We start from the raw sequence: 6,000 nt of genomic DNA, 5'->3' as shown, positions 1-6,000 counted from the left end.
GTAAGCTAAAAGACCGAAGTCTTCCGCATCCGCTATCAAGCGCCCACACTTATCGGTTGTTTGTTTGTTAAAGAACTGGCCGCGGTTCGCTTTGCTTACCGCGTCGCTGCGTTTGCTGCAGCAGAGAAACGAGATTATGAAGCGTGATCATCGTTTCGTCAACAGGTTTTTTTCCTTCAGCTCGCTGCGCCGTGCGCGCCGCCAACCACCCCCGCCAACCCCGCAACCCTTGTCCCGTCTGCTTTGCAGCGGTGTTTCGTGTTGCGAGGGGGCGAATCATAGGGGACCCCCTCGGCCTTGGCAAGCGTTTTCTTGAGCGAATTTCTCGAGAGGAATAAAGTTGATCATAAATAACATCTAAGATCAATTCCGCTCGTATGCCTACGCCAGCAAAGCAATGCCGAGCTTACGCATCTTGAACATCGCGTCCATGACCCGAGCCGACTTGCCCGCATCCTTGTCTTGCAGCAGTCAGCCGAGGATCGATGGAGCGATCTGCCAGGACACGCCAAACTTATCCTCGAGCCAACCGCACTGCCCATCCTCCCCGCCAGCGGGCAATTGCTCCCACAGGGTGTCCACCTCCGATTGCGACTTGCGACTCACAACTCACAAGCAATGAGATAGCCGGGATGACGCAGCCCCGTCGCGTGACCCACACGAGTTCGCTCAAGTCGTCTATTCACGGTTGCGGCGGGCCTTGTGCCGCTCGCAGCAGAGGCAACCGAACGCCAGCAAGGCACCCAGCACAAGCACGCCAATGGCTAAGCCCTTGGCGGCACACCCCCCTGCGGAACACTCCCCATCCAGATCACACTTTCCCATAGCCCTCTCCTCAAACCCGTGCCAGGAAGATCTGACGGTTCCATGCTAGATCACGGCGAAGGGAGATCAAAGCGCACACCACCAGGCCACCTGCCGCGCGGTGCAACTTGCCAGCACACGGAGTCTTGGTGGCGTCCGCCGCCTTCTAGAGAACAGCCGGCTTGCAACTGCCTCCCCAACATCCAACGCAGAACATCTTCCGCAATGACGCCTTCGCCACAAACGGGACTACGGTGCACCGCCCCGCCGCTGATGCGCCGTAGCGTCGAATCTGGGCCAAGAAACTGCAGAGGGTGACAACAAGCTTGCACCGACCCGGCCCCGCAAAACCGCAAACAATTGCATACGCCGCCAAGTGCGCTGTCAGCCGCCTCGACTCGACTTAATTCTGACTTAGAAAAGTCTCAGTTGGTTTGGGTGCAGTTTGCGCTATTTTCACAAACATTCTTGGCATGCGCCGAGCGCCCTACTCGGCACACCGTGGGCTCACAATCCAAGTGGAAAGAACAACGATGCAGTCCTTCAGCACCAAACTCACCCTCAAGCTAGCCGCCACGCTTTGCCTGGTCGTTCTCCTGTTCGGGAGCGCGTACGGGCTCTTTGGCCCGCATAGCGGAAGCGAAGTGTCGCAGGCTGCGAACGCCGACCACGCCAATACCCTGCTTTCCTTGCTGATGCATATCCTTGGCCCGATTGCGGCCATCCCCGCCCTGATCGGTATGTGGTCGCAACGATTCCCCGCACTGGGCGGACTGGTCCTCGCCTGCCCGGCCATTGCGACGTTGCTGCTGCACCGATTTGTCATCGGATAAGCCAGACGTTCGATCCTCCCCACGCCTCTTTCCGCCTGGTTTGTCCGCAGGAACCCACCGCCGCTGGTTTGCATCGACCACCTCCGCACAGGAACTAAACCCGGTGCCGGATACCCAATGGAGAATGCTGTTTCCGCGGCAACACCGGGAAAGGACCATGAAACAAACGTTGTGGGGACTGCTGGCGGGATGCGCGCTGCTGGTAGCCCTTGTTGGATGCGCCAGTCGAGGCGCCGATGGCCGGGAGTCAAGCATCACCGCATACGGCACCGTTGATGTCGGCGTTTCGCGCACCAGCGACAAGTAGTGCGCAGTGCCGGCCAAGGCGACCACTCGATAGCAAACGGCAACAGGAAAAAACAGGCAAAAAAAGAACCCGCAGCGCGGGTTCTTAAATTAGCGATCTCAATTGCCCTGAAGGCGCTGGTAATCTAACTGTCATTTTCCGTTCGTACTATCCGGGTAAACCGAAGTCGACCAAGCAATCGCAACCACCACCACGATAAAAAAAAGCCCGCACTAGGCGGGCTGAACAATCAGTTGAAGAAAGCCCTGTATTCGAGGGCAAGCACAGTGTAAGAACTTGCGGCGCCCCGACTAATTAGGGGAATCCCTTTACCATGGCGGGAAAGCGGCCCGCCGCGACGATCAAGTGCACATCACAGCCCCCCGCGGCTCCCGAGCACAAAAAGGATATTCGAAGTTAGAGGAAATATTCCAGCTGACGCCAAAGCAGGCGTTCAGTGCCCATTGTGCTCAGAGTACGCTAATACGATCCATTCGCAGTCAAGATCTGCTTGCTGGCCGCGTGCGAGAGTACTGCCGGATAATCCGGACTCCACCCGCTAGCCCTAGCGGATCTTGTTCAAGCGGCCTCGAGGGATGGCGCGCCTCCCTGCAGCAGATGCGCCCGCGCCTCTTCAAACATGGCGTCGACGGCTACGCGTGTGCGCACCGCGTGCATGCGGCGCGCATCCGACAAAACCCGCCGCCAGCCGCGGCCACCATGGATACCACGATGCAGGCCCAGCATATGGCGCGTCACTGCACCCATGTAGCCGCCCTGCTCGACGACATCCCCAATATAACGCTGCATCGCCAGCTCAACGTCCAACCGTGATGGCACCGGGGTCTGCGCGGCATAGAAACGCCCATCCATTTCCGCCAGCACGTAGGGCTGGTGATAGGCCTCGCGTCCAATCATGACGCCATCCACATGCGCCAGGTGCACGTCCATCTCGTCGTGCGTGACGATGCCGCCATTGATCAGTATCTCGAGATGCGGGAATTCCTGCTTGAGTTGGTAAGCCACTTCGTAACGCAGCGGCGGGATCTCGCGATTTTCCTTTGGGCTCAAGCCTTTCAGGATTGCATTGCGCGCATGCACGATAAAGGTCGCACACCCCGCATCGGCCACGGTGCCGACGAAATCGCGAACAAAGTCGTAATGTTCGATCGTGTCAATGCCGATGCGATGCTTGACGGTCACGGGAATCGATACCGCGTCGCGCATCGCCTTCACGCAATCCGCCACCAGTTCCGGCTCCGCCATCAAACAAGCGCCGAATGCACCGCGCTGCACCCGCTCGGAAGGGCAGCCGCAGTTCAGATTCACCTCCAGGTACCCCCATTGCTCGCCCAGTTTCGCCGCGGCGGCCAGATCAGCAGGCTCGCTGCCGCCGAGTTGCAGGGCCACGGGTTGCTCAGCGGCATCGAAGTCGAGATGACGAGCCACATCGCCATGGAGCAGCGCGCCGGTGGTCACCATCTCCGTGTACAGCCAGGTATGGCGGCTCAGTTGCCGGTGAAACATGCGGCAATGACGATCCGTCCAGTCCATCATCGGTGCAACCGATATTCTGCGGCCCGTTGATTTTGCTGGGATTCCGCCTCCTGCTCCGGTTTGCGGGGGATTCTGAACGTGTGCCATTTCCTACGGTTACTGCCTCTTTAGGCTCATTTTTGAGCTCGGGTGTTTCAATGTTGCACTGAAAAAACCATGCTGCACCGGAAACCATGGGCACCATTCATCAGCGCGAACGCAAGGACAGGAGTATAGGTTACGCCGCCGCGATCCGCCCGAAGCCAGGCGGCAAGGTGGTGCTCTCCGAAACCAAGACGGTTGATCGCCGCCAGGCCGCCGCGACCTGGATGGAAAAACGCGAGCGCGAACTGGCACAGCCCGGCGCGCTGGAAACCGCGCAGCGGGATGACCCACTGCTGAGCGCCGTGATCGACCACTACATCAGAGATGTCTCGCAAGGACATCGGCCGGACGAAAACACAGGTGCTCCGCGCCATCAAGGCAGCACCGATCGGCTCGATGCACTGCTCGAAGATCCGCAGCCAAGAGATCACACAGTTTGCGCAGAGCCTCGGCGTGCTGCCGCAAACGGTCGGCAACTACCTCATCTTTGCGATAGCTCGCCCGGCCTGGGGCTACCCGTTCGACCAAACGGCGATGGATGACGCGCGCAAGGTGGCAAAGAAGCTCGGCGTGACGAGCCGCTCCGTAGCCCGCAACCGCCGGCCGACGATGACTGAACTCGACCTGCTCATGGCGCACTTCGGCAACATCCGCGCGAAACGGGTGGATAGCACGCCGATGCAGGCCCTCACCGCGTTTGCGATCTTCTCCACGCGCCGGCTGGAGGAAATGTGCCGAATCACGTGGGACGATTTGGACGAGCCGAGTGAGCGCATCATGGTGCGCGATCTGAAACACCCCGGCGAAAAGCTTGGCAACGATGTCTGGTGCGACCTGCCGGCCGAGGCTATGCGCATCATCAAGGCCCAGCCGAAACGCGAGGCCAGGATCTTCCCGGCCAACAGCGACTCGGTGAGCGCCGCTTTCACCCGGGCCGCCAAGTTTCTGGAGATTGACGACCTGCACCTGCATGACATGCGGCACGAGGGAGCCAGCCGGCTGTTTGAGATGGGCCTGAGCATCCCGCGCGTCGCGGCTGTGACTGGGCACAGGAGCTGGCAGAGCCTGAAGCGCTATACCCACTTACGGCACGATGGGGACCGTTTCGCCGGCTGGAAGTGGCTTGACGTCGTGGCACCAGCCAGCCAGGCAGTGGTCGCTGTAGGTTCAGCCTAAGTAACACTGTATATCCATACAGTTAACTCAGCCTTTACAAAATCCCGTCGTGTACTCCCTATACTGTATATTCATACAGTAAACGTGCTGCATTCCGCAGCACCCACCAACGCTCGGAGTTGCCGCCATGCCTGATACTCGCGCCATCAAGTACATCGTCGTGCCCTACCGTAAAGGCAAGGGCGAAGCGCTCCTGCCTGGCGAGATCCGCCAGGCATCCAGCGAAGTCGGCGCTATCCGCATCGCGAACGGCATGGCCTCAAGTTTCGTTGGCGTCGCGGCCTATGAGGTGCTGGTGGACGAGGAAACCGGCGAGATGGGTTCGCCCCGAATCCTGGTGCAGGAAGGGAGCGTCCCCGCTCTCGGCGAGTGACAAAAAGGGGCGCTGCCCCCTCCTCCCACAATCCCACTTCCTTTCCGGCCACACGGCCGAACTGCGCCGGCCTTGCGACACCATATTAGTATCGCCCGACGCGATCACCGTGCAGGACGTCGAGACCCGCCATCTTCAGGCCATGGTCTGGTTGGCGGAGTACCTATCGTTCGACGCCGACTGCCAGCACTACCGCTTCGGAGTGGCCCGGCCCGCCGTCAAACCGCCGCTGAAAGCGTGCTTCCCCCGGCGGTGAAGTTCATCTTAGTGGTGAACGGAATGGCCCAAGGCGCGCAGATGATGGCGAGGCTGGCCAGGCTCAACACGCCATCAGCGCACTCGGACATCCAGGCTTGCGCGTCGTGGCGTTCGACCCGGATACGCTGAGCGAGGCAAACATGGGCCGCCAGCTGTTCAGTGCGGCTGATGTGGGGCAGAACAAGGCGGCGGAGCTGACGCATCGCGTGAACATGCACTTCGGCCTCGACTGGGTCGCCCAGTCCAAGCGCTGCGGGTTGGCCGAACTCTTGAGCGTCATAAGCGGCGCGTTCGTGATCGTATGCGTCGGCAGCGCGAAGGCCCGGCGGGAGATCCATCATCAGTGCATTGACAAGAAGCGCGATGTCTACCTGCTGGACCTCGGCAATCATGCAAGCGATGGACAGGCGATTTTCGGTCACACCCAGCGCGGCTGCGGCAGATTCCGAATTGGCATCGGCACCGTTTATCCGCTCAAGTGCCCGAACTGCGAGATGCTAGTCGTCGCAGTCAACGCTGATCTGATCAATCTCGCGTTTCGCAACTCGATATGCATCATCGATCGCGATCTCTTCCGAGGCCGCAGGCTCCCGAGTGTTTTGCCTGTGTCCGTGCCCACGGATGACATA

The 6,000-nt window shown here is 60.0% G+C and carries 8 protein-coding genes; 4 read left to right on the top strand and 4 right to left on the bottom strand.

Annotation, left to right across the window (positions count from 1 at the left end; all coding sequences use genetic code 11):
• Positions 1 to 471: 471 nt before the first annotated feature.
• Positions 472 to 606 (bottom strand): VOC family protein, encoded by a 135-nt coding sequence (locus AC1RQK_RS12255; RefSeq protein ID WP_492373631.1) that lies wholly within the window; start codon positions 604 to 606, stop codon positions 472 to 474.
• Positions 607 to 1,337: 731 nt separating this feature from the next.
• Between AC1RQK_RS12255 and AC1RQK_RS12250 the strand changes: the two genes are divergently transcribed.
• Together AC1RQK_RS12250 and AC1RQK_RS12245 are read left to right on the top strand one after the other, a co-directional pair.
• Complete coding sequence (locus tag AC1RQK_RS12250) at positions 1,338 to 1,637, top strand: hypothetical protein (RefSeq protein ID WP_492373630.1); 300 nt, start codon at positions 1,338 to 1,340, stop codon at positions 1,635 to 1,637.
• A gap of 157 nt (positions 1,638 to 1,794) precedes the next feature.
• Positions 1,795 to 1,944, top strand: a complete 150-nt coding sequence (locus tag AC1RQK_RS12245) for a hypothetical protein (protein WP_492373629.1) — start codon at positions 1,795 to 1,797, stop codon at positions 1,942 to 1,944.
• Between the two features lie 558 nt (positions 1,945 to 2,502).
• Here AC1RQK_RS12245 and dusA read toward each other — a convergent pair.
• Together dusA and AC1RQK_RS12235 are read right to left on the bottom strand one after the other, a co-directional pair.
• Positions 2,503 to 3,567, bottom strand: coding sequence for a tRNA dihydrouridine(20/20a) synthase DusA (dusA, locus tag AC1RQK_RS12240; RefSeq protein ID WP_492809199.1), 1,065 nt, complete (start codon positions 3,565 to 3,567; stop codon positions 2,503 to 2,505).
• A 47-nt stretch (positions 3,568 to 3,614) separates the two neighbouring features.
• A complete protein-coding gene (locus AC1RQK_RS12235; RefSeq protein WP_492809198.1) occupies positions 3,615 to 3,899 on the bottom strand; it encodes a hypothetical protein in 285 nt (94 codons plus the stop codon).
• Between AC1RQK_RS12235 and AC1RQK_RS12230 the strand changes: the two genes are divergently transcribed.
• Both AC1RQK_RS12230 and AC1RQK_RS12225 read left to right on the top strand, forming a co-directional pair.
• Positions 3,889 to 4,740, top strand: a complete 852-nt coding sequence (locus AC1RQK_RS12230) for a tyrosine-type recombinase/integrase (RefSeq protein ID WP_492809197.1) — start codon at positions 3,889 to 3,891, stop codon at positions 4,738 to 4,740. The two genes, AC1RQK_RS12235 and AC1RQK_RS12230, sit on opposite strands and share 11 nt — an antisense overlap.
• A gap of 127 nt (positions 4,741 to 4,867) precedes the next feature.
• Positions 4,868 to 5,113: a hypothetical protein gene (locus AC1RQK_RS12225; RefSeq protein WP_492373551.1), complete on the top strand. Its 246-nt coding sequence runs from the start codon at positions 4,868 to 4,870 to the stop codon at positions 5,111 to 5,113.
• Between the two features lie 218 nt (positions 5,114 to 5,331).
• Here AC1RQK_RS12225 and AC1RQK_RS12220 read toward each other — a convergent pair whose 3' ends face one another.
• Positions 5,332 to 5,793, bottom strand: a complete 462-nt coding sequence (locus AC1RQK_RS12220; protein ID WP_492373550.1) for a hypothetical protein — start codon at positions 5,791 to 5,793, stop codon at positions 5,332 to 5,334.
• Between the last annotated feature and the right edge of the window lie 207 nt (positions 5,794 to 6,000).

Source organism: Cupriavidus sp. GW822-FHT02D05 (assembly GCF_058802485.1).
Note: the sequence above shows the minus strand (reverse complement) of the source record. Positions and strands in the feature narration are given on the sequence as shown.